This is a genomic window from Thioflexithrix psekupsensis, from assembly GCF_002149925.1.
GTDB lineage: Bacteria > Pseudomonadota > Gammaproteobacteria > Beggiatoales > Beggiatoaceae > Thioflexithrix > Thioflexithrix psekupsensis.
Map to the genome: position 1 here is coordinate 847,549 of NZ_MSLT01000012.1, position 25,022 is coordinate 872,570.

The 25,022-nt window shown below is 40.8% G+C and carries 14 protein-coding genes; 10 read left to right on the top strand and 4 right to left on the bottom strand.

Annotated features, from left to right (window positions below; translation table 11 throughout):
• The first annotated feature begins 8 nt into the window (after positions 1-8).
• From TPSD3_RS08800 to TPSD3_RS08820, 6 genes are read left to right on the top strand one after another with little or no spacing between them, the layout of a single operon-like run.
• A complete protein-coding gene (locus tag TPSD3_RS08800; protein WP_176329801.1) occupies positions 9-1,817 on the top strand; it encodes a proton-conducting transporter transmembrane domain-containing protein in 1,809 nt (602 codons plus the stop codon).
• A 12-nt stretch (positions 1,818-1,829) separates the two neighbouring features.
• On the top strand, positions 1,830-2,747 hold the full coding sequence (locus TPSD3_RS08805; protein WP_086488173.1) for an energy transducer TonB: 918 nt from the start codon (positions 1,830-1,832) through the stop codon (positions 2,745-2,747).
• 45 nt (positions 2,748-2,792) lie between these two features.
• Positions 2,793-4,130, top strand: coding sequence for an AAA family ATPase (locus TPSD3_RS08810; RefSeq protein ID WP_086488174.1), 1,338 nt, complete (start codon positions 2,793-2,795; stop codon positions 4,128-4,130).
• Entirely contained in the window at positions 4,130-4,285 is a 156-nt protein-coding gene (locus TPSD3_RS17250; RefSeq protein WP_140048521.1) for an RloB domain-containing protein, read from the top strand. Before TPSD3_RS08810 ends, TPSD3_RS17250 begins: the two co-directional genes overlap by 1 nt.
• Before the next feature lie 6 nt (positions 4,286-4,291).
• Positions 4,292-6,157, top strand: a complete 1,866-nt coding sequence (locus TPSD3_RS18130) for an AAA family ATPase (RefSeq protein ID WP_086488175.1) — start codon at positions 4,292-4,294, stop codon at positions 6,155-6,157.
• 4 nt (positions 6,158-6,161) lie between these two features.
• The gene (locus TPSD3_RS08820) at positions 6,162-7,058 is read left to right on the top strand and encodes a hypothetical protein (protein ID WP_086488176.1); all 897 of its coding nucleotides are present in this window, start codon (positions 6,162-6,164) and stop codon (positions 7,056-7,058) included.
• Between the two features lie 54 nt (positions 7,059-7,112).
• Here the strand turns inward: TPSD3_RS08820 and csrA are convergent, their stop codons facing one another.
• Positions 7,113-7,301 (bottom strand): carbon storage regulator CsrA, encoded by a 189-nt coding sequence (csrA, locus tag TPSD3_RS08825; protein ID WP_086488177.1) that lies wholly within the window; start codon positions 7,299-7,301, stop codon positions 7,113-7,115.
• A 60-nt stretch (positions 7,302-7,361) separates the two neighbouring features.
• A complete protein-coding gene (locus TPSD3_RS08830; RefSeq protein WP_086488178.1) occupies positions 7,362-8,585 on the bottom strand; it encodes an aspartate kinase in 1,224 nt (407 codons plus the stop codon).
• Between the two features lie 379 nt (positions 8,586-8,964).
• On the opposite strand from TPSD3_RS08830, the gene lon reads away from it, so the two are divergent.
• Positions 8,965-11,505: an endopeptidase La gene (gene lon / locus TPSD3_RS08835; RefSeq protein ID WP_086488179.1), complete on the top strand. Its 2,541-nt coding sequence runs from the start codon at positions 8,965-8,967 to the stop codon at positions 11,503-11,505.
• Between the two features lie 96 nt (positions 11,506-11,601).
• Here lon and TPSD3_RS08840 read toward each other — a convergent pair whose 3' ends face one another.
• Together TPSD3_RS08840 and TPSD3_RS08845 are read right to left on the bottom strand one after the other, a co-directional pair.
• The gene (locus TPSD3_RS08840) at positions 11,602-14,622 is read right to left on the bottom strand and encodes an LbetaH domain-containing protein (protein ID WP_140048522.1); all 3,021 of its coding nucleotides are present in this window, start codon (positions 14,620-14,622) and stop codon (positions 11,602-11,604) included.
• Between the two features lie 81 nt (positions 14,623-14,703).
• Complete coding sequence (locus tag TPSD3_RS08845; RefSeq protein WP_086488181.1) at positions 14,704-19,878, bottom strand: carboxypeptidase regulatory-like domain-containing protein; 5,175 nt, start codon at positions 19,876-19,878, stop codon at positions 14,704-14,706.
• Between the two features lie 494 nt (positions 19,879-20,372).
• On the opposite strand from TPSD3_RS08845, the gene TPSD3_RS08850 reads away from it, so the two are divergent.
• The 3 genes from TPSD3_RS08850 to dnaK all read left to right on the top strand — a co-directional run bounded on the left by TPSD3_RS08850 (position 20,373) and on the right by dnaK (position 25,000).
• Complete coding sequence (locus TPSD3_RS08850) at positions 20,373-21,923, top strand: FIST N-terminal domain-containing protein (protein ID WP_086488182.1); 1,551 nt, start codon at positions 20,373-20,375, stop codon at positions 21,921-21,923.
• Between the two features lie 197 nt (positions 21,924-22,120).
• On the top strand, positions 22,121-22,816 hold the full coding sequence (grpE, locus tag TPSD3_RS08855; protein WP_086488183.1) for a nucleotide exchange factor GrpE: 696 nt from the start codon (positions 22,121-22,123) through the stop codon (positions 22,814-22,816).
• 252 nt (positions 22,817-23,068) lie between these two features.
• On the top strand, positions 23,069-25,000 hold the full coding sequence (dnaK, locus tag TPSD3_RS08860) for a molecular chaperone DnaK (protein ID WP_086488184.1): 1,932 nt from the start codon (positions 23,069-23,071) through the stop codon (positions 24,998-25,000).
• The last annotated feature ends 22 nt before the right edge of the window (positions 25,001-25,022 follow it).

The following is a 25,022-nucleotide window of genomic DNA, read 5'->3' on the forward strand; positions in this document are numbered from 1 at the left end:
TGGTTGTAATGACTGATTTAATTGAACTGATTAATGTAGCTACTGCTTTTTCCTTTGTTTTTTTATGTTTAACTCCCTTATTATTGGCTTTAGCTATGGTGATTCGAGAATGGCGGGATGTGCTAATTCAATGGGCACCATGGGCGGCTTTGCCTGCATTATTGGTGGCGATAATTTGGATGGAAAATAGCGGCCAAAGTTTTTATTTCACATGGGGATTATTGGGAGCGGAATTTGGTTTAGATGGATCACGGCGCGTTTTTTTAGGTGTTACTGCGTTATTGTGGTTAATAACGGGTTTATTTGCCCGCATTTTTATGGCACAAGATAAGCGGTTACATCAGTTTTTTATTTTTTTCTTACTGAGTATGGCGGGTAATTTAGGCGTTATTATTGCTCAAGATATTATTAGTTTTTACACTTTCTTTGCTTTAATGAGTTTTTCTGCTTATGGTTTGGTCATTTATCGCCGTTATGAAGATGAAACGGTATTGCAAGCGGGACGGATTTATTTAAGTTTTGTGATTGCTGGAGAAATGTTATTATTTGCGGCATTATTATTAATGGCTCATGTGGCAATGGTTGAGGGTGAACCAGTATTTAATTTGAGAAAAATAGCCGAAGCAATGGTGAAATCAGCAGAATATCAAGATATTATTATTGCTTTTGTGTTGGTGGGATTTGGAATTAAAGCGGGTTTATTTTTATTTCATGTCAGTTTGCCGATCACCTATCAGGGATTGCCCGTTGCGGCGGCGATGGTGATGGGAGGAGCAATGTTACATACGGGGGTATTGGGTTGGGTGCAATTCTTGCCTCTGGGTCAGTTTGACGCGCCTATGTGGGGATCATTGTTGTTGCTACTGGGTATCGTCGCTGTGTTTTATGGCGTGCTGGTCGGTTTAATGCAGACACAGGCACAAGCAGTTTTGGCTTATTCTAGTATTAGTCAGATCGGTTTAGTGGTTATTATGCTGGGTTTAGGCTGGCATTCGGCAGGAAATTGGGGAATATTGCAGGCATTATTATTCACTTTTCTTTTGCATCATACTTTAACTAAAGGCGCGTTATTTTTTGGTTATGGTTTGTTGCAGATAGAAATGACGAAAAAGCAACGCTTAATTCTATTATTTTCTCTGGCAATTCCTGCGTTAATGATTGTCGGCGCACCATTGACTACTGGAATTTTTATCAAAACAGAATTAAAACAAATAATTGCTCATCATTCAGTGATTGGATTTGATTTTTTACCCTTAGCATTAAGCCTTTCTACCATAACCAGTAGTTTGTTATTACTGCACTTTTTACGTTTGGCAAGTCGCCTTGAAATGAAAACAACCATTGATTTTTCTTTAAAAAGTGTGTTGTGGATAATTTGGGGAATTTGGTTATTGGGATTATTATTGGCTGCCATCTGGTTACAATCTCGTTCTATTTCGCTATTATCTGATACAGTGTTAATGGAAAGTGCAGTGATGTTGATGATTGCACTCCTTGTTTTTGTTTTATTCTTATTTTTACAAAAAAAATATTTTATTTCTTTGCGCCTTGAGATACCTGCGGGGGATATATTTTGGTTTATTCGTTATCTCAGTATTAAATTGGGTTTAAATTTATTTGCAATAGGGCAGGTTTTTTATGCAAAATGGCAAGTGTTATGGCAAAATGTTTTATTATCATTGCAAAAGGTCTCGATTTTGCCTACGATTTGCTTAACTTATGTGGAACAACGTTTGTTGGCTTGGCCAGTCGCGGGATTTTTATTATTGTTTTTGGGATTGGCACTTTGGATGGCACAGTTTTTATCTTATCAATAGGTGGTTTTATTGATGTCTGCTTCTCTTAGTATTGAACGTTTAATGACAGCGTTATTTTTATCATTAGTGTTGCATGTTTTTATTATTAATGCAGTGGGTTTTAATTTTGTTTTGCCGAATCAAACGCAACAACATTCAATGCAGGTAATTTTGGTGCAGAAAAGTACGCCTTCTGAGCCGAATAAAGCCGATTTTTTGGCGCAATCTAACAGCGAAGGCAGCGGCAGCAATGATACCCCTGAACGTCCCTCTACGCCGTTGGTTGCGCCGTTTCCTGACCCTCATGCCCGCGAAATCGCCACGCCTCCGCCCCCTGAATTGGCACGGGCTGAGGAAATGCCTGAAACACAGGTGTTGACTCAACGCGAATCTGCGCCCGAATTTGTGGTAGAACAACACGAGTCTATTACGGAAATCGAAGATGCACAATATGCGGATGGTGACGCAGAACGCAGCACTTTATTAACCGAAAAATTACCCACGACATTAATACAACAATCTTTGGCTAATTACGCCAGTATGCAAGCAGAATTAGATGAAAAATTTAATGATTATTCTAAACGCACCAGAGAAAAACGCATTTCTCCCAGCACTAAAGAATATAAATATGCCGCTTATATGGATGAATGGCGCAGAAAAGTCGAACAAATTGGTAACTCTAATTATCCTGAAGAAGCCCGCAAGCAAAATTTGACCGGGCGATTGGTATTAGAAGTGGGATTGAACGTGCGTGGAGGTGTAGAAAGCGTGGCTGTTAAGAAATCATCAGGGCATCCTTTGTTAGATCAAGCCGCAAAAAGAATTGTTTATTTAGCCAGTCCTTATGCCCCTTTTCCTGCGTCTATTAAACAGGATATTGATACACTTTACATTACGGGAACATGGCGATTTATTCAAGATGGTTTAAGTGCTTTGGTGGAGTCAAATTAGCTTAGATTTTATTAGCAATATTTGCTATTGAATAGGGGATTTGATATGTTGATTCGTTTTACTGTAGAAAATTTTTTATCTTTTAACCAAAGAGTTGATTTCAACTTACTCGCCAGTGAAGAAGAAAATCATCCGCATCACGTGGTGAATTTTTCTCAAGCACAATCGCGTAAAATTTTGCGAACTTCTATTATTTATGGAGCTAATGCGTCGGGTAAATCTAATTTAATTAAAGCCATGTCTTTTGCGCAAAAAATGATTGTTGAAGGCATAGAAAAATCACAAAATATTCCATTAATTCCTTTTCGCCTCAATGAAAGTAATTACAATAAACCCAGTCGGTTTGAATTTGAATTTTATGTGGCAAATAAGGCTTATGCTTATGGTTTTATTCTAAATAAGCAGCGAGTCGTGGAAGAGTGGTTATTTGATATTAATCAAACAGAGGAAGTTTCTATTTTTGAACGCAGAGAACAATTGATTGGTTTTGATTATAAACACCCTTTATTTGAAAATATTTCTGAGGAAGATAAACAACGCTTAGAATTTGAAGCCAAAGGCACGCGAGCTAATTTATTATTTTTAACCAATTGTGCTGAGAGAAATATTAAACGCTTTCATTTATTTTATCATTGGTTTCAAGAAAAATTATCCATTATTTTTCCTCACTCAGAAAATTTATTATTACATTTATTGTCTAGTATGGATAATGATTTTTTCAATCAGACTTTACGCTTTTTTGATTTTGGTATTAGTGAGCTTCATTTTGAGCCATTGGCTTTAGAAAAAGACCGAGAAATGCCTTATCAAATAAAAGAAAAAATTAAATCCAGTTTTCCTTATGGTAGCGGCCAAGTGCAGTTTATATCTTATTCGGATTGCAATTATTTAATCAAAGAAAGTAGCGAATATATTTTAGACGCATTTAAAATTTTTACAGTAAGAACTAATGCGGAAAATAAAAAAATTCTTTTTGAATTGTTTGAAGAATCTGACGGCACACGGCGAATTATTAATTTAATGCCTATTCTTATGCGTCTGCGAGAAAATGACACTACAATTATTATTGATGAATTAGAAAGAAGTTTACATGCTTTATTGAGTTATAAACTATTTGAACTGGTGTTAAATCATGGTGCGTTTAATTCCCATCACAGCCAATTAATTGCCACCACACATGAAGTTAATTTGCTGGACATTAAGCAGTTATTTAGAAAAGATGAGATTTGGTTTGTAGAAAAAGATAATCTACAACAATCTATGCTTTATTCAATGACAGATGCCGCAGTGGAAGAATTGAATGTGGTCAATGGTTATTTAAAAGGTCGTTTTGGTGGTATCCCTTTTATTGCGGACATTGAAACTTTGGGGTGGAAAGTATAATGCCCAGAGAAAAAACACCAACCACGCGCCAGCAAGAACCTATAGATCGTTTTAGATATATCATTATTATTGCTGAGGGTGAAAAAAAAGAGCCAGATTATTTTAATGAGCTAAAAAGATTTGTTAAGAAACAATTGACGGATAGCAGAATTTAAATTAGATTGCATAAAAAACCAGAAGCACAACAATATCATTCTGCACCTAAGCATTTAATTGAATTTTCCCGTCAATGCACACAGGAAATGCAATTACAAAATTATGATGAAATTTGGATTGTATTTGATACCGATACTTGGCCTAAAGAATCATTAAATAATTTACAACAATGGCAACAAGAAAGTGCTAATCACTATTTAGCTTATAGCAATCCTTGTTTTGAATTATGGTTGTTGTTACATTTTGAAGATTATCAGGCAATTAAATCGCAAATTGAATCAGTAGGAAATGACAGAAAAAGAAGTAAAAAATGTAAATCCCTATTGGATGAGTTAAGCAAAAAAAATCAATTATCTGGTAATTATGTTGAATATTTATATTACACAGAGGAGGCCATTGCACGTGCCAGAGAATTAGATAGCTTTTGTGCTAATGGAATTGTTGGTTTTTCGGAAAATATCACTACAACGCTTTATCGCTTGGTCGAAAAGTTTTTTACTTTACCGCAAAAAAATGCGATATTTGATCCTGAAATTTGTCGTAATGAAAAAGAAGTTGAAACTAAATTTATTGCCAGTTATTTATTGCCGCGTTTAGATTATCAAGCCAGTGATTGGGTGCAGCAACCTGCATTTAATCGCCTCAGATTGGATTTTTTAGCGCATCAATTGGTGATAGAAGCAAAAAAACCCAGTCAACATTTAGACAATGATCACGTTAAACAATTAACCCGCTATTTACAAGAAACTAAAGCCCGTTATGGTCTGTTGACAAATGCTAAAGAATTGCGTATTTATGAGCAGATTAATGCAGATATTCGGCTTGTTTTTCGTTGTTTTGTTAAAGGAATTGAGAACAATATGTTTGATTTAAAAAAACTCATTGGAAAACGAGTTCTCAGCCAAAATAAAGCGCAAGATAAAACTCAAGATAACGTTCAGCATAATCCCGTTGAAATTATTCAACAAGTTGAACCAGAAATAATAAATTATTCTTCTCAGGAATCCAGCAATATGAAAATTATTGGTGTTTATCACAATAAAGGCGGCGTGGGTAAAACCACCGTTTCCGTGAATTTAGCGGCCGCATTGAGAAATATGGGCAAACGGGTATTATTAATCGATATTGACGCACAAGCTAATGCTACTTTTGCAACGGGATTAATTAAATTTTTATTCGATGAAGATGATGATTTAGTAGATCGCAATGTGTTTAATTTACTCGAAGAAGCGGAAAATGGTTTTATACCTGATATTCGTCATTCTTCAGTTAATTTTAATGCACCAGAAATTGATGTTATTGCTTCTCACATTACTTTGATTGATAAACAAAGTCGAATCACTGCTTTTTTACACACTCGTTTTCGTTTGCATAAGAAATTGCAATTGGTCAAAGATCAATATGACATTGTGATTATTGATGCGCCGCCTTCGCGGGATATTTATGCCGAAATTACTTTGATTACTGCCGATTATTTAATTATTCCTTCTGATTTAAAACCTTTTGCTAATCAAGGATTGCCGAATGTGCGCCATTTTATTCGTCAAATTGATGAAACCCGAATGAGCATTGGTAAAGGCGCGTTGCAAATTATTGGCGTGTTGCCCTCTAAAATTTCTTCTAATGCCCAATATTTACGCCACACTTTCCAAAAACAAAGACAGCATATTGTGGATAAATACCATTTTCCTGTTATGGAAAGCCGAATTATTGATAGAAAGTCTTTATCCGATTGCTTTAATCAAGACATTGAAAATGGAGAATTACGAATTCCCGATCCGAAATCTATTTTTATGTTTGGTGGCAGTATAGAATCTTGTGAAGAATTTAATATGCTGGCTAAAGAAGTTTTATTGAAAATAGGAGTGTAATGTTATGTATAAATATGGAGATTTTATCCATTTTCATTTGGTAGATGTGCCTGATATTGAGTCTGATATTCCAATCACTGATTTTGATCGGCAGGCTTTAGAAGTGTTGGCGGATAAAATTGTTGAAACGGGTTGTTTATTAAAACCGCTTATTCTAAAACAAATTTCGCCCATGCAATTAAAAGTTCTTGTGGGACATTTTGAATATCATGCGGCTGTTTTAGCTAAACAAAGGGATAAAAAGCGCATTTTAAGTGGAATGGTTAGTGCTTTTGTAGTAAAAAAAGAATTGGAAATGCAAGCGATTGAACAAGCTACATTGTTTCAATCTACAGTTACATTACAACCTGCATTAGAAACGCCGCCGATTTCTCCGAATTTGCCAGATCATTCAAGCGTGAATTCGGTAGATTTAAATCAGCAAATAGAACAACTCACGCGCACCATGCACATCATGCAAGAGACTTTCTCACGAGAAATGCAAGCCATGCAGCAAGAAATGCGAGAAAATGCCAGAGAAAATGCGCATTATCAACAGCAATTGTTGCAAGCTATTGCTGCCTTATCTGTGCCTATTTCTCACTCAGTGGCTACGCCCGTGTCGCCCTCTTCCATTTCTACTCCCACTGGTGTAAATGCGCCAATGCCTGCCGCCTCTTATCCGAGTCCAGATCGGTTACAAAAAATATTGGATTCGCTGAATAACGATGCTAAATCAGAATTAATACAGAAGTTAAAGCGAGTTGATTGGTTTAAAGGTAAAAGGGCTGAGAGTTTTTCTGAAAAATTCATCGAATTACGTCAGCAATTGCCATTTTCTAGCCTTAGTGATGTAGAGAAACGTGTGAAAGGATTAGGAAGAGAAACAATAAATAAAATTCTCCAACAATTCCCCCTTTAAAAAAAACAACGGGAGCGCATTAATAAAAAACACGCTCCCGCAAAAAGATTTTTTCTAAGATTCCGACGGATCGTCGATTTTTTCTTGTTGAATTCGTTGATAAATTTCTTCTCGATGTACTGCCACTTCTTTGGGCGCATTAACACCGATCCGAACTTGATTCCCTTTGACACCTAACACCGTCACTGTGACCTCATCGCCAATCATCAGTGATTCGCCAACACGCCTTGTCAAAATTAACATAGTCTCTCCTCCTTTTTGATGCACACTGCGGTGTCAGGTACCAAAGCACCTGAAAAAACGTTAGGCGGCCTCCTCCAAACGGAACGCATCGTGCAACACGCGCACGCCTAATTCCAAATACTTCTCATCCACCACCACCGAAATTTTAATTTCAGAAGTCGAAATCATCTGAATATTAATCCCTTCACTGGCAAGGGCTTGGAACATTTGCGTGGCAATACCCGCGTGAGAGCGCATCCCTACGCCCACCAATGAAATTTTAACAATTCGATCATCGCCAACCACTTGACGCGCTTCTAATTCTTGGGCTTTTTCCTGTACTAAAGCCATTGCCCGCTTAAAATCGTTGCGATGCACAGTAAACGTAAAATCAGTCGAAGAGCCATCATGGGCGATATTTTGAATAATCATATCGACTTCGATATTACTGCTGCTAACCACGCCTAAAATCTGGTGGGCGATACCGGGACGATCTGGTACACCCAATACGGTAATTTTCGCTTCATCCTTGTTAAATGCAATGCCTGAAATCAGGGCTTGTTCCATAATACTATCCTCTGGGACAATCAGGGTACCGGGGCCATCTTCAAATGAAGATAATACACGTATAGGGACATTGTATTTGCTGGCAAATTCAACGGAGCGAATTTGTAAAACCTTAGACCCCAAACTGGCCATTTCCAACATTTCTTCAAAACTCAAGCGGTCTAAACGACGCGCTCGCGGTACGATTCGTGGGTCGGTAGTGTAAACACCGTCAACATCCGTGTAAATCTGACATTCATCCGCTTTTAATGCCGTGGCCAACGCAACAGCGGTTGTGTCAGAACCACCGCGTCCCAACGTGGTAATATTACCTTCGGCATCAACGCCCTGAAAACCTGCCACCACCACCACACGACCTTGTGCCAAGTCGTGACGAATCGCTTGATCGTCAATCTCTAAAATCCGTGCTTTATTGTAAGCATTATCGGTTAAAATCCGCACTTGTGCGCCCGTGTAAGAGCGAGCGGGACAGCCTTTTTGTTCCAACGCGATGCACAACAAGCCAATCGTGACCTGCTCGCCTGTGGCTAAAATCACATCAAATTCGCGTGGATTAGGGGGATCAGCGAGGCTCTTCGCCAAAGCCACCAAACGATTGGTTTCGCCACTCATGGCAGAAACCACCACCACCAAATCATGTCCTTCTCGACGTGCAGCAATAACTTTATCAGCGACGTGACTGATACGTTCAGTAGAACCTACTGAGGTGCCGCCGTATTTTTGTACGATTAATGCCATTTCCTTTTGTTCTCATCCAAGTGTCCGATGCGCGATTATTAAACACTATTTTTGCCCAGAGATAAAGCGGTCGGTTAGAATAATTTATATTTGCTGCATTTGCACAAAAAAGCAGCTAAAAAGGCGAATTTAATCAAATTTCTATTTACTTTTTTGCAATGCAAAATTAAAAGAATAACGGTGCGCTTGTTTTGAGCATTGAGGGTGAGCTTATTGTGCGCTACAAATTGAAGTTTTTGGCGAGAATATCACCGTTATCTGATATTAGTATTTTGACAATTTGCCACCATATAGGGAGCATTAAGATTTTTGTCGTTCTTTTGACCAAAGATCGGTAAAAATTGCCACCCCTCCTTTTAAACCGACAGAGAACAGTGACATGAATACCCCCTCAGATGACGCGGTATCCCCAGAAAATCAACAAGATACATCCGTAGAAAATAACCCTGACTCCAAATCTGTCACCATAGAAGCCGAAACGGTAGAGGCGATCAGTGTGCCAACTGACGCAGCGTTGATCAACGACGATGAGGATGATGAGGACGACGAGGAGGAGGACGATGAAGATGATGATAACACCGCCAGTTTAGTGTCTTTTAAAGATGTCATGCCGTCTATTTTGACCTTATTGCCATTGGGAAATCGGCCATTTTTTCCGGGGCAGGCTTTTCCGTTATTGGTTGATTTAAAAGCGTGGAAAGAAACGATTAAACAAATTGTTGATTCGGATCATAAAATTTTCGGTTTGGTGTTGGTGCATAAAGACATGGCGGATCAAGCCGAAGTGACCGATTTTTATCCAATGGGAACGGCGTGTCGGGTGCATCGCATTAGTCAATCAGATGATCATGTGCAGATTTTAGTGGAAGGATTGCAACGGTTTCACGTAGAAGATTGGGTGAATCCACAGCGTCCTTTTGCGGCGCGGGTGCGTTATGTGCCAGAATTGCGTTATGACAAGGAAGATGATCACATTAAAGCCTATGTTTTAGCAGTCATTAATACCATTAAAGAATTGCTGCCTTTAAATCCGCTTTATGGCAAAGAACTGAAAATGTTCTTAGAACGATTTGGCCCTGATAATCCTGCGCATTTAGCCGATTTTGCTGCCAGCATGACTTCTTCTAAAAAAGAAGAATTACAAGAGGTATTAGAATGTCTTGATTTGGCCAAGCGTATGGAAAAAGCCTTATTTTTATTAAGTAAGGAATTAGAATTGGCGAAAGCACAAGTGGAAATTCGTCGCCAAGTCGAAGAGAAAATGCACAAGCAACAACGTGAATTTTTTCTGCGTGAGCAACTCAAAGCGATTCAACGTGAATTGGGTATAGAAAAAGATGATCGCACGGCAGAAATTGATACTTTTTTAGAGCGGTTAAAAGAACTGAATGTTCCGCCCGCTGCTCAAAAACGGATTGATGATGAAATCAATAAATTATCGGTGTTAGAAGTGGGATCGGCTGAGTATGGGATTACTCGTAACTATTTAGATTGGTTGACATTGTTGCCGTGGGGTAAATATTCAAAGGATAAATTGGATATTAAGAAAGCCCGCAAAGTTCTCGATAGCGATCATGAAGGTTTGGATGATGTGAAAGATCGGATTGTGGAATTTATTGGCGTGGGTAAATTGAAGGGCAGTATTAACGGCAATATTTTGCTATTAGTTGGGCCGCCAGGGGTGGGAAAAACGTCGATTGGACGATCCATTGCCAATGCCATTGGGCGATCTTTTTATCGTTTTTCTGTGGGCGGAATTCATGATGAAGCGGAAATTAAAGGTCATCGTCGTACTTACATTGGCGCGATGCCCGGTAAATTTCTGCAAGCCATGAAAGAAGTCAGTTATGCCAATCCCGTCATTATGCTCGATGAAATCGATAAAATTGGCAGTTCTTATCGTGGTGATCCTGCATCGGCATTACTGGAAGTTTTAGACCCAGAACAGAACAGTGATTTTCTGGATCATTACTTGGATGTGCGCTTTGATTTATCCAAAGTATTATTTGTTTGCACGGCCAATCAATTAGATACAATTCCAAGTCCATTATTAGATCGGATGGAAGTGATTCGTTTATCGGGCTATTTAAGTAGCGAGAAATTGCAAATTGCGAAAAAGCATTTATTGCGCAAACAATTGGAGCGGGCAGGTTTAAATAAAGATCAATTAAAAATTCCCGATGCCACTTTATTGCATATTATTGAGAAATATGCGCGAGAAGCGGGTGTGCGTAATTTAGAAAAACGCTTAGGTACGATTGCGCGTAAAGCGGCGATTCGTTTATTAGAAGGCGAAACGTTACCCATTAAAGTGACCGTAAAGAATTTGGAACAATTCTTAGGTAAACCGTTATTTGAAGAAGAACAACAATTAGCGGGTGTGGGCATTGTGACAGGCTTGGCGTGGACGGCAATGGGCGGCGCGACGCTGAACATTGAAGCCAATACGGTACATCGTTATACACGTGGCTTTAAATTCACGGGACAATTGGGCGATGTCATGAAAGAATCGGCCGAAATCGCTTACAGTTTCATCGTCAGTCGTAGCCAAGAATTTGGTGTGCCAGAGCATTTTTTTGAAAATGCGTTTATCCATTTGCACGTGCCTGCGGGCGCAACGCCAAAAGATGGCCCCAGCGCAGGCATCACCATGGCCAGTGCCTTATTGTCCTTAGCGAAACAAAAACCCGTCTCGCAACGCATTGCTATGACAGGAGAATTGACCTTGTCAGGTCAAGTTTTCCCTGTTGGGGGCATTCGGGAAAAAGTCATCGCGGCGCGTCGTTTAAGCATTTTCACGCTGATTTTGCCTTACGCAAATAAACGCGACTTCGACGATTTACCTGATTACATTAAAGAAGGAGTCACCATTCATTTTGTCAAACAATTTGGGGATGTGATGGGAGTGTTGGGGTTGTAAGGGTTTTTGGATAAAAAAGGGACAATCCACGACTGATTGTCCCAAACAACGAAAATATAGAAATAAGCATTCAGTTTAGTGTTATAGTAAAGCCTATTACCGCCCAAATAAAACCTGTTGCATTCCATTAGGGTAATAAATTAAAAAGTCGGCTTTACCGTCAAGATTGACATCGTTAATAGTGTCTATTCGTAATTGACTAATAGGTCTGGATGATTTTATGGAATAATCCAATACGCCTTGATAAAGTTGACCATTAAATGAAAAGCGAATAAAACCCAATTCATCCATAGTAATTGCTTGCCCTATTTGGGCATAAAAAAGTGATGAATCCGCTAAAGTAGGTGACAGCAATTGCATCCACAACTTGTTATCTTGATCAGGATAAATTAAATGGGCAACAGGTAAACCTGAAACATAAGGAGAATAAGTGACATAAAGTCCTTCATTCTGACCTTTGGGTGCGGGTTTTATTGTCCAATCTACTTGGGCTTGCAACCATGTACCATTGGTTAAATCAATTTGAATTAAACCTGAATCATTAAAGTTTAATTCAGTAGCCACTTCAGCTTCAGTGACAATTTGTTGCAAAGTACAAGGCGCGGCAAAATAGCGACGCGCTTTGAAATGCAAGCCTTCAGGCGTGATAAATTCCACGTGCTCTCGACTGAAGAAAGCACGGTTGCTTTGCTCACGATTGACTCGCAGTGAGTAGATATTTAACAACCAACGCGATGATCCATCATTAAAATAAATGCTGCCGTCATTTTCCTGCTGCAATTGCCAATGATTCTGTTTCAATTCGCTGATCTGATTTAGGCTTTCTAATAAAGTAGGCGCAGTTGTGATTAAGCGACGATTTAAATCAACTTGTTGATAATTCAATTGTCGGTCTAAAGCACAAGGGAAAGTAAAGGTTTCATTCACCAATGGACTTAATTCCGTGTTTTTGGGCAGACTGTCGATATTGGCGTAATTTAATGGCATGACTTCATTGGCAAAAACCACTGATTTTTCAATCACCACATCAGGTTCAAATAAAACCCCTTCCCCAATGGTCACATTATCCCCAAGTTTAACGGATTTGGTAATGATAACATTTTCCAAATAAGCGTTATTGCTTATCAACAGAGATTCTAAGCGAGCGGGTTGGTTTTTCTTACCAATGACATAACCTGATAAACGCCCCCCTTTTATCACTGCATTAGCCGCTAATTTGACATCAATAAAAGCAGAGGAAGGCAATTTGCTGTTATTAATCACTGTTCCTGCCAATTCGCCACCGAATAAATAAAGACCCACGAAATAACTATCGCGGATAGTGCCTAAATTGGTAATAGTACCGCTTAAATAGCCTTGATTGACTTCTGTCATTTCTGCAATTTTGCTGTGAATAATCCAGCCTTTATTGTCAATAAATCCATTTAAAATAGCGCGAGAAACGGTAACGCCTTTTTCAATCGTTATATCGTAAATCGGTTGGTTATTGGCTTGGCAACTGGTGCGAATTAAACCCGTTTCTGGACAAATAGGTAATTCTTGCGATTTTTCAATCGCTTTAAAAGTGACTCGACACACCGTATCTTGTTGTAATAAAACTTGTCCTTGCAAGCAATTATCGGAGAATTGTTTAAATTCGCTATCAGAACCAGATTGGGGTAAAAGCGTAATTGCTGTATTTTCAGGATAATCAAATTGACACAGTTCTTGGGCGCAGTTATTTATACCCGCAATGTCCGTTAAAGAAACACTGCCTTGACCGTCAATGATAATGCTTAATGAATGATTTTCAGGTGGCGGTGGTGGCGGAGTTATTGGCGGCGGATCATCGGGCAAAATAGGCGTTGGTGGTTCAGGAATCACTGGCGTGACAGGTTCTTCCTTAACAGGTGGTTCTTCACTTGGGGGGTCAATTCCTGGTTCTGAGGGAGTTCCTGCGGCAGTAACGGTAAAGCCATCTTTCAACACCACTGTTTTTCCTTGTGTTTCCACGGTGATGGTGTAATTTCCTACTGTAGCCGTTTCGCCAATAGCCAGCGTTAATTCGATTAAATGGTCATTAACATGTTTTTTACTGACAATTTGAATATCCTGATCAGGAGTAAAATAAATTTTACTTTGCTCATCAAATTGCGCATGTTCTAATGCTAATTTTAAAGAAATGGTTTGGCCAATTTGCGGTGTCTTTTGCCCATCTAAAATAATTGTGATTGTCGGCGAAACTGGTAAAGGTTCAGGTAAAGGTTCAGGAGGCAATGGATTTTCTGGATCACCAGGGGGAATAATAGGAGGAATAATAGGAGGAGGAACATCCATGCTGCCTTCAGCAACAATCTGAAATAAACTGATTTGACGACTGCGCACCACTTCATCACTGGTGGTCACGCGAATATTATGATAACCCAGCCATGATTGTTCGCCAATCTTGAGAATGGCTTGTAATGAATTCGGTGAAAGTACCTTTAAATAGGAAACGCTAATGTGCGGATTAACCGTAAATTCACCTTTTAAATTTTCTGTGCCAAATTGTATCGTTGTGTTTTGATTAAAATGCGTATTTTCTCCATCAATTTGCACATGCACTTCATTATTGCGCGGAACTTTAGCAGGGCTAACGCTGCTAATCGTTGCCTTAATTGAAGGAGTAACGACTTGCAAAATGCCATAGCCTTGAATGCGCTGTTCTCCCGTGATGACCGTAATGTCATAAAAATCCAATGGGGTACTGGCATTCACGGTGACATTCGCTTCTAATTGCGTTTCGGATAATAAGCGTTTTTCATTGATTTTAATATCCGAATGATTAAACTCAATTTGACTATCGGCTGTAAATTTTGCTTTAGGCGCGAGTAGGGTTATTTTTATCGATTGTCCTTGGGCAATTTGATTGGGGACAACTTCGGTAATCATTGGCGTTACGGAAGCGAGTAATCCATTGAGCATTGTATTGGTAAAGCGTTCTTGCCATTCGGGATCATCTCGTCCTTCTGACGATAAAGGCACACATTGCCCGCCAGTTTGTTGGGCAAGTTGGCAGAAGATGTAGGAGGATTCAGCACGCAGCGGGGCGGCTAGGTTGAATAAGCACAATAAACTAATGTAGTGGTAATTTTTCACAGCGATGTTCTCCGATGCGACAGGTCGCCAAGATACGCCGCATTATCCAAATACGGCGTATCCAAACAAACCTCCTCCTAATTATTCAATAGCGATGTCATTCCATGACGTTCCATCGACACAATCCCCTGATAATAAAGAAATCAAGGTGATTTCTTTTTCAGCTAATAAATCAGCCAATTGCTCAATGTCAGCATCTGAATAAGGCGACGCGTCTGTGGCGAATACAATATAACCACCACGTTTGACGTGAGGAATCACCTTAATCAAAGCCTCAACAGACGCTTCAGGGCAAGTACCACCACCCTCAACCTTGATTTTACTCAAAGTGGATGCCAGCAAGTTCAAATCGGAAGTTACTGCGTGTACAACTACTTCATCTTTGAAACCGATGAAGGCAACCAGCGGTGAAACAGGCAGTTTCAGATTGTCCACTTCGATCAGCATTTCCTTGAGCGCATTTACTGTAGCACTCATTTCATTCTGCATTGACCCTGTAGTGTCGAGTACAATTGCCGCGTCAACCGTTCCCTCTCCCACCCAAGTTGTAGTCCGCTCACGCATTGTAAACGGTTCGAACTCGTTAGCAGAGATCGTGGCCTCGTGGATAAAGTATAACAACCCAGGCTCTTTAACCAATACCCGCATGTTGATGACAATGCGGCTTAAAGAACTTGCCTCAGCCACACTTAAATCATTCAGAACACAGCGAGTCACGGGGGTTGTACCGATAGTGGCTGCCTCACAAGTGCCGTGCGCCGTTTCGACTGATTGCACCTCTACACTCTTCGGCAACTGGGACACTAAAGTCACTCCAGTGGCTGTTTGCGACAAACCCGCTTCCTTGACGTATTGGCTGAGTTCTACAGCAACTTCGTAAAATACGATTTCGCCTGCCAAGACAGGATCAGGATCATCGCTGATGCTGACAGAAAGGTAAGGCAATACCTTTGTCCACGTATCAGAAACTGTCGCACCGTATTCATTTGAACGAACCGTTACTGTATTGCGAATGGTTTGGTCGCCCAAAGCACGTAAAACAATAACCACGGTCGCCGATTGATGCGTCGCCAAATCACCCAATTGACAGATAATCTCTGTCTCATTTTGACTACATCCAGTCACACTTTCTAAGCCGTCAATGGAGACAACCTCAGTATTCGCAGGCAGACGATTAGTCAAGATCAAACCTGTAGCTGTAGTCTTACCAAAGTTAGTGGCGTTAAGAGTGTAACGAACAGTCTCCCCTTGATACATCTCCCAACGGTTAGGACGGGTCTTAACAATAACCCCCATAGAATTGTCTTTTAACGAAAGCTGAACAATTCCATTGCTATTCGCGGTATTATCAGACACCGTGACTTCGGTTGGGTCAAATTCGTATCCGCCTGAAGGATCATCAATAACTAAGTCATACTCACCTTCACACAGGCCATACAAGCGATAGTAGCCATTTTCGTCGCTGATCGCCATGTTTTCGCCTGAGTCGATCTCAACGCCTGCAATCGCTTCACCTTTCGCATTAGAAATAATGCCTTCAAGTGTATAACCACAAGTGGGAGTGACTTCAAATCCATCTAACAGCGTGAAAATTTGACTTTCATCATTGTAAACGAACACATCACGGTAGCCTAAAATTGCTTTTTCATCAATTTGAATCAGCGCAACCAATTCTAAGGCATTGATGACTTTGACATCTAAAACATAAATGTCATGTTCACCGCTGAAGTACATCTTGCTAACATCTTGTGCAAAAGTGGTATTTTTGCCTTTGACGTGCAGACGACGCATGGATCCTTGAGTACCTCTATTTGGGGTTAATTCAACCAAACGAGGTGTATTGCTTGCGTTGTCGTTAGGAACAACCGTCACGCTGCTATTCAACGGCGAACTCACCATTGAACAACTCGCTTCTTGTGCTTGACCGTTTATGGTCAATGTCAAAGGATGCGTTCCCAATTGGGCTTGCGTCAAATCAACTACCGCCGTCCACTGCGTGGGATTACTCATCTTGACTTGAGAAATGCTAATGCCAGAACTTGCACCTGCACTTAATCCCAAGGTTTGACCTGCCACACCCGCGACATTTAATGTAATCGTTTGGCTGCCCCCTTGTTGTAAAACGGAAGGCGTTAAACCAAGCAATTCTACTTCTCCAGCCGTACTGGCCACAATTTCCAACACGCCTGTTCCCGATGCAGCCACACGTTCTTCTCCTTGTGGTACGTTAGCGGAAGCACTGACGAATTGTGGGCTTGCATTGCCGCTAACGGTCAAATTCACTTGCAATTCTGTGGGTGAAAGGACGGTCACGGTATTGGTTTCGATGTTTGAACCAAAATCCACATCGGCTTTGTCATCAAAACGTGCGTTAGCCAGTTTAACTCTGACATCGGCAGTCACGCCCGCTGGTAAGCGGTTAGGTGATACAGAAATAATCGTTGGTTTTACCGCGCCAGACAATAAATTTAACGTGGCCAAACGGTAATGTTCTGCACCAGACGTTGAGCCATCATTGACCTCAAACGGGGTTAAGAAAACGCCACCCGTCTCATGTGCGATGCGAGAAAAGGTTTGGATTGCGCTCAGGCTTGAACTGTCTCCAGTCTGTATGCCACAGATTCCCACACACTCTTCACCTGAAAGCAACACATCAACACGAATACTTTGCGCCCGTAATTCAGCGATTAACGTATCAACATTGACCTTGCTGTGTGGCGAAGCATCTGTAATCACCACCATACGGCCACCCATTTTGACATGGCGTTTGGCTGCTTGTAGTGCTTCCAAACTCGCTTCTGGGCAATCCGCGCCTGCCGATGCAGCCAATTGATTAACCGCATTTAACAGATATTGCATATCCGATACAGACGATAGCTCTTGCCCAATATTATTACGCAAGCGATTGGTTACGTTATCCTTAAACGTGTATAAGCCGATATTCGCCGCTTGACCTTGAGAGATAAACGCACTCAGAGCTTGTCTTGTTCCTTGTATTTCTTCAGACATAGAACCCGTATCATCAACGACCAGCATCAAGTCAGCATTTCCGGAATCAACAATGGAGGCTACTGGTTCTGGAATAATTGAGAATACACTTGTTCCTGTCTGCAAAGTTTCCTGTTGATCGCTGCGATAGCTGTATTCAATTGTCGCTTGACCAACCCGTACTCCTTTCAGCGTAAGCGTTACAGGAATAGCATCATTTTTTGCCATCGTTCCCAAAGTGCAGTGTAATATAGCACCATTTTGTGTACAATTTCCCCGTCCTTCTCCCACAGTGACAGATTCAACTGTAGTCAACTCAGGTAATTTAATGTCTAACACCACGCCCGTTGCTGGTAAAGGTGCTAACTCACTGTTTTTCAGGGTAAACGTATGAGTAATGGTTCTGTTAATCATGGCAGAACTTGCATTACGAACCATATCCAGTGACAGATAAGGCACAAACGGCATGTTTAAATTGCCCGGAGGAGCATAAATGGGTTGTTTAACCGTGCAGTATCCGGGACACGCCAGACCTGTTGCCTCGAATCCAAACTGCAAGCTGGCCGGGAACATTCCAGGTACATAACCCACTTCTATGTCCACTTGTGCTTCATTTCTCGCATCTATAGTGCCGAGAAAGCGGCAACTCGCATACCCACGATCATTATCAATAAAGGCGCACTGGTTATTAGTAATATTTGGCGCACCTAAACCCAATACTTCAGGAATATTTGTCACAGGGTAATTGCGTCCTGGTTTCGCCACAGTCGCGGATTTCAAGAAAAAGCCGGGACTCATTTTATCAGGCGTAGAACGTCCTTCCACGTAATGTGCGGGAGCATTCCCAATGTTTTTAATTAACACATTAAACGTCACTACGCCCAAATCTGATTGATAAAATCGATCATGACTGGATTTAATCTGAATTTGCAAGTTAGGATAAAATCCACACACCGGAACAACATAACCCGGTCTTCTATCATTTACCGAAAACGACCCTGTAATGGGCAAATAACCTTGCTCAGAAACCGAGATAGTGTAGTTATATGTGCCTTCTGTAGAAAGTCCACGGATGCGAAAATCCCCTTTTTCATCAGGTGTAAATACGCCATTAACTCCATCCACACGAATACTGACTGTGTTAGGTAAATTCAACTGATCGTCAGAAACGGTAACTTTCCCTGTAATATTATAGCCTTCCGTCAAGGAAATAGCGTACAAAACTACTGGAACAGAAGCGATGGCACTGGTTTTTGAAACATAGTTGGCCGTTGCTTTTACCTCTTTATAGCCCGCCGTTTTAACGGTGACTACATGATAGCCTTCTGTATTAACATAAAGGCGATAAACACCCTGTTCATCTGTCACCGCCGTGCTGCCAGCCGCTTCAACCGTAATGCCTTGCATGGCTTTATCAAATACATCGCGCACATAGCCCATAACGATAAAGCTATTGACCAAATACAGTGGAGATGTAGGATACGCAGCTTGTGAACCATGTACATTTAGAGACACATCAGTCTCAAGGCCGTCTTTAACTGCCTTAACCGTGTACGTTCCTGTATTTTTAATCCCATCAATACGGAAATTGCCATTTCCATCCGTTTGAACGCTTTTATCGCCAAGGGTGACGGTCGCGCTTTGTACTCCGCGGTTTTCTATGTTACGGACTTGTCCAGTAACACGATAACCGGAAATAACCTGAATATTTCCCAAAGCAAAGCGTGGCGTTGCATCAGATACCGCCCGTGCAGGATAATTCAAAGGCACACTGAAATAGCCTTCTTTGGTGAAGGTTAAGTTATACGATCCTGCGCTGTCTAATTTTAAGACGAAATTACCGCTGGCATCAGAAGTTCCTGTTTTACCGTTGGCAGCCACTGTCACGCCCGCTAAACCTTGCGAATTTTCATCTACAACGCGCCCAAAAAACTCGTAACCATTTTCACTTAATAAGGCATACGTGGAGCCAAAGTCCTTAACGCGATTGTTTGAACCCACTTCAAACGTCCCTGTAAACCCCTTGTAACCATCTCCAGTCATACTTAACGTGTGAGTGCCTTCGGTCAAGCCACTAATGGAGTAAACTCCATTACTATACACAGCCGTCTTGCCACCAGCCGTGACAGTCAACCCAGAAACGGGCTGACTATAGATGTCCAAAAACTTAATGTGGACATCATAGTTTGCCAAAGCAGAAACAGACAGCATGAGCAACAACATTGTTGCTGCGATTCGCTGCCATGCCTGCGTGATTTGTCTAGTCATTGCTTTTTCCTAATTGTTGATTCAGTCAATGAGGCGAATATAACTGGCAGTTATAACTTTTTTGCCAGCTTGGCAAACTATCGCACTTAAAATTAATCTTGTAAAATCGCCTCCAAAAATGAATTCATTTTTTAATGAGCAGGAAATGAGCGGAAAATCAGCAAAAAATATAAAAAATTTTTTAAGTAAAACAATTAGTTAAGTGTAAAACCCATGTGCATTTCCTGTGCATTATCTGCGCGTCATAAATTGAATTCATATATTTTTAAATATTTACGTAAACGGTAGGGGAATTCTGACAAACGGAGGTTTATTTTATAATAATTTGTTTTTATTGGAAAAAATTATTTTAAATAATAGTGAACTAGGGACTTGCTTTTTCAGTTCTAGCTGTTATGCTGATATGACAATGTTTTATTGTAACGTAACCACCTCAGAAAAATAATACAAAAAACGTGGTTTAACTCACTATCCCACACGAGGAGTTGAATCTCATGTTAAAGACCATCATCGCCAGCACTCAATTGCCGCTTAAAGAAGCGGCTTTTGAAATTATAGAAAAAATCCGTTGCGAATTGCTTAATGTTTCCGCTAAAAAACCATTAAAAATGACTGGATTGTTATTTTCATCCCACCTTTTGGATCAAGCGGCGCATCAAGTATTTTTGGATAATTTATTGTCGGAGTTTCCAGAATTGCAATTGGTGGGTTGCACTGTCGCGGCCGATGCCAATTGCACCAATCCTTACCTCTCTCATGAACAGATTACACTGTGTTTATTTCTCACCGATAATAAAATCAACATTACCGCAGGACTTGTTTCTTCCATTAAAGGCAATGGAGAAGAAGTAAGAAAATCAGTAAAACAATCCTTTGAAATCACCCAAGAAAAACAAGAGAAAAAATCACGATTATGCTTACTGTTTCCTGCTTTGTTTCTCAATTTGTCAGACACCGCCAATACCGCTCCGCCCATGAAAGCCGTTTTCGCAGGAATTGCCGCATCGAATTTATACAAACGCTGCAAAATTTTAGGCGCAATCGCTACGGCACATGATCCATCTTCTGAAGAACCCCAACCCAGTCAGTATCACAGTCTGCAATTTTTCAATGGCCAAATTTTTACCGAAGCCATGCCCTACTTATTATTTTCTGGATCACTCCATTTTCAATGTACCTACGCAAATCCCGTACAACCGATAGAAGGGAGTGAAAAGTGGTTGCCTGTGGAAATTCGAGACAATCAATTACTAAGAATCGCGCATTTAGCCGCTTCGGATTACTTGAATAAAACGCCGTTACATAAGGATAATAAACATTACTCCTTAATCGTGAAGAAATCGCAAACACCTTTAAATGAGCCTATTTTTCATCAAGGGGAAAATCATTATATTTTAAATGCAGTAGATGAAGAAGATAAAGCCGCTTTAAAACTCGGTTATTCAAACCCTTACAAGATATTAGAAAGCAGTCGTACTGCTTTAAAAGATTTAAATAATTTCAAATTTGAGCCGCGTTTTTTTCTGGGATTTTCTGACATGAAAAGAGCGAATTGTTTAAATGTGAATCGGGAAATCGGCAGCGAATTTGATTTATTAGAAAATCAATTATCGACATTAACCAACTATCCAATTCCCAGCTTAATGGTGTATGGATTTGCGGAAATTGGCTACCCTTTTGCCCACAGTAAAAGCAGTAGTTTAAATCGAATGGTTTTGGTGGGTTTGTTGATCGGCGAAGAAGAGTCAGTCACTCAGCCTAAAGTGACTCCAAAATACATGTCTCCTGAAAAAATGAGTGAATTTTCAATGATGCTTGTGCCTGTCCTTCTTGACTTGTTACAAGATAAAGCGATTTTGAATGAGCTTTCTCTTAAAGAGAGAGTGACCAAAGTCATGATCGTCAGACATTTGCGCGAAAAACTGTTACAGAGTTGTCCGCACGTTGAAAGTGTGATACCTGAAGAAGATGTCTTATTAAACCAGTCGTACAAATTTGGTATTTTAGTAAAACAAAAAAGCTCTTTTTCTAACACATTGTTATAATCTGATTGTTCCGTAGATTTTTTACTCCTCAAATTCTGTAAATTCTGATTCAGACCATTTGTTGTTTCTGTTTCAGCCCCTCCTTTTTGTTTACATCTCATCACAAAAAATCACTCTTGACTCTGTCCCATCAGCCCTTACATACACGCCAAGTCAAAAGAACCTTTTATGTAAAATCCCTTTTTTGGAGTTGCACAATGCCCAATCCGTCCGATTTTGAAGTCAATCCAGATAACAAAATCAATCCAGAAACCCCTGACGAATCCCCCAAAAAACCAGCCGATGATGCCATCGATATTCCCGTCAAAATCATCCATCCTGATACGGTTGAAGTGCTGGACTCCTCCGAAGATACAGTACAAGTCACTGAAGTAGAAGAGGAAAATGATAACGACTCCGTCGCGTTTCCCGAACAACATATTGCCCAATTAGAACAGCAATTAGCCGAAGTCAGTGAAAAAGCGAACCTCTACTGGGACAGCCTGCTGCGACAAAAAGCAGAAATGGAAAACCTGCAAAAAAGAGTCAATCGAGACCTCGAAAATGCCCGCAAATACGCGTTAGAAAAATTTGTCAGCGAATTATTAGCGGTGAAAGACAGCATGGAAATGGGCGCGGAAGCCGCCACCAAACCCGAAGCCGATTTAACCACCTTACAAGAAGGCTTAACCCTGACATTACGAATGTTAAATACGACTTTAGAAAAATTTGGCGTGCAAGAGATTAACCCACACGATCAAAAATTCGATCCCCAGTGGCACGAAGCCATGGCCATGCAGCCCATTCCCAACGTAGAAGCAGGGACAATCGTTTTCGTGCATCAAAAAGGCTATCAACTCAATGATCGTTTAATTCGTCCCGCTCGCGTGGTGGTCGCTAAAGCAATAGAATAAAACCCTATTATTACCGAGTGCAATTTAACCCATTGCACTCTCCAATCTCTTCACGATAAACCGTTCATTTAATCAGCTTTAAACTGCTTTTGTTTGTAAAGAACGAAATTTATTTTGGTTTCTTGAAATAACCACATAAGCCCTTATATCAACGCGCAACCTGAAATTGAATGACTAATCATCTGCTTTAGCCAATATTTTCAAGAAAGCGAATTGAAACGAAAACTGATCATTTTTTAGGAGAAAACTAAAATGGGTAAAATTATAGGTATCGACTTAGGCACGACAAATTCTTGCGTAGCCATTATGGAAGGTAAGAATTGCCGTGTCATTGAAAACAGCGAAGGGGCGCGTACCACGCCTTCTACGGTCGCCTTTACCAATGATGACGAAGTTTTGGTCGGACAATCAGCCAAACGCCAAGCCGTGACGAATCCCCACAATACCCTATTTGCCGTAAAACGTTTGATTGGACGCAAATTCAAAGATGATGTTGTACAACGTGACATCAATATGGTGCCATACAAAATTGTGGGCGCGGACAACGGTGATGCGTGGGTTGAAGTGAAAGGCAAAAAAATGGCACCGCCCGAAGTATCAGCGCGGGTATTGATGAAAATGAAAAAAACCGCCGAAGATTACTTAGGCGAGCCAGTCACTGAAGCAGTGATCACCGTTCCTGCGTACTTCAATGACTCCCAACGTCAAGCCACTAAAGATGCTGGACGTATTGCGGGATTGGACGTTAAACGGATCATTAACGAACCCACTGCGGCGGCATTGGCTTATGGTCTGGACAAAAAACGCGGTGATGCCAAAATTGCCGTTTACGACTTAGGCGGCGGGACTTTTGATATTTCTATTATCGAAATTGCTGAAGTTGAAGGCGATCATCAATTTGAAGTGTTATCGACCAATGGCGATACCTTCTTAGGTGGCGAAGATTTCGACATGCGCATTATCGATTTTTTAGTGGCTGAATTTAAGAAAGATTCAGGCATTGATTTAAAACAAGATGCGCTGGCTTTACAACGTTTAAAAGAAGCCGCAGAAAAAGCCAAAATTGAGCTTTCTTCTAGCACTCAAACCGAAATCAATTTGCCCTACATTACCGCCGATGCCAACGGCGCAAAACACATGAACATTAAATTGACACGGGCAAAATTAGAAGGTTTGGTAGAAGATTTAGTGGAACGTACCTTAGGCCCTTGTCGCACTGCATTGAAAGATGCAGGCTTGTCGGCCAGTGAAATTGACGAAGTGATTTTAGTCGGTGGACAAACGCGGATGCCTATGGTGCAAGACGCGGTGAAAAAATTATTCGGCAAAGAACCGCGTAAAGATGTGAATCCTGATGAAGCGGTGGCGATTGGTGCCGCGATTCAAGGGGGCGTATTAGCGGGAGATGTCAAAGATGTATTATTGCTGGATGTCACGCCGCTGTCTTTGGGTATTGAAACTTTGGGCGGAGTCATGACCAAACTGATCCCAAAGAATACAACAATTCCCACTCGCGCTTCTCAAGTATTCTCTACGGCCGAAGATCAACAGACCGCGGTGACAGTTCATGTTTTACAAGGTGAACGTGAAATGGCATCGGCGAATAAATCATTAGAACGCTTTGATTTAGCAGGAATTCCTCCCGCACCGCGTGGCGTTCCACAAATCGAAGTGACTTTTGATATTGATGCTAATGGTATTTTGCACGTGTCCGCCAAAGACAAGGCAACTGGCAAAGAACAATCGATTGAAATCCGTGCGTCTAGCGGTTTAAGTGAAGCGGAAATTGAACGCATGGTGCGCGATGCCGAAGCCCACGCGGAAGAAGATAAGAAATTCCAAGCCTTAGCCGCTGCTCGCAATCAAGCCGATAATTTGATTCATGCTGCGACTAAATCACTGGGCGAATTGGGCGATAAAGTCAGCACCAATGATCGGACGGCTGTGGAAGCGGCTATTGATAGCTTGAAATCGGTGTTAAAAGGTGACGATAAAGACGAGATCGAATCGCGCACCAAAGCCTTAGAAGAATTATTTGGCAAATTGGCACAACAAGCCTACAGCCAACAAACGGGAGAAAATCCCACTGACGCAGGCTTCACCGATGCCGCGAAAAAAGCCTCAACGAAAAAAGAAAATGTCGTTGATGCAGAATTTGAAGAAGTCAAAGACGACAAAAAATAACGCATTTTCTTTGTGTCGTTAG